We start from the raw sequence: 285 nt of genomic DNA, 5'->3' as shown, positions 1-285 counted from the left end.
AAAGAGGTCACACCTGTTCCCATGCCGAACACAGAAGTTAAGCTCTTTAGCGCCGATGGTAGTTGGGCTTACGTTCCGCGAGAGTAGGACGCTGCCGGGCGATATTGTTAATTGGAGAATTAGCTCAGCTGGGAGAGCATCTGCCTTACAAGCAGAGGGTCGGCGGTTCGAACCCGTCATTCTCCACCATTTTTGCCGGCCTAGCTCAACTGGTAGAGCAACTGACTTGTAATCAGTAGGTTGGGGGTTCAAGTCCTCTGGCCGGCACCATGTTTTAGAGCCATT

2 tRNA genes and 1 rRNA gene are annotated in these 285 nt (G+C 52.3%); all 3 read left to right on the top strand.

The window, feature by feature from the left end:
• Positions 1 to 100, top strand: a 5S ribosomal RNA gene (rrf, locus tag LQ677_RS14605); the annotation flags it as partial.
• A gap of 13 nt (positions 101 to 113) precedes the next feature.
• Positions 114 to 189: transfer RNA gene (locus LQ677_RS14600), tRNA-Val, on the top strand.
• 5 nt (positions 190 to 194) lie between these two features.
• Positions 195 to 270: transfer RNA gene (locus tag LQ677_RS14595), tRNA-Thr, on the top strand.
• Positions 271 to 285: the final 15 nt, after the last annotated feature.

This window comes from Mammaliicoccus sp. Q-M61 (assembly GCF_022386055.1).
GTDB lineage: Bacteria > Bacillota > Bacilli > Staphylococcales > Staphylococcaceae > Mammaliicoccus > Mammaliicoccus sciuri_A.
The sequence above is the reverse complement of the archived record's forward strand: the minus strand, read 5'-3'. Positions and strand labels throughout refer to the sequence as shown.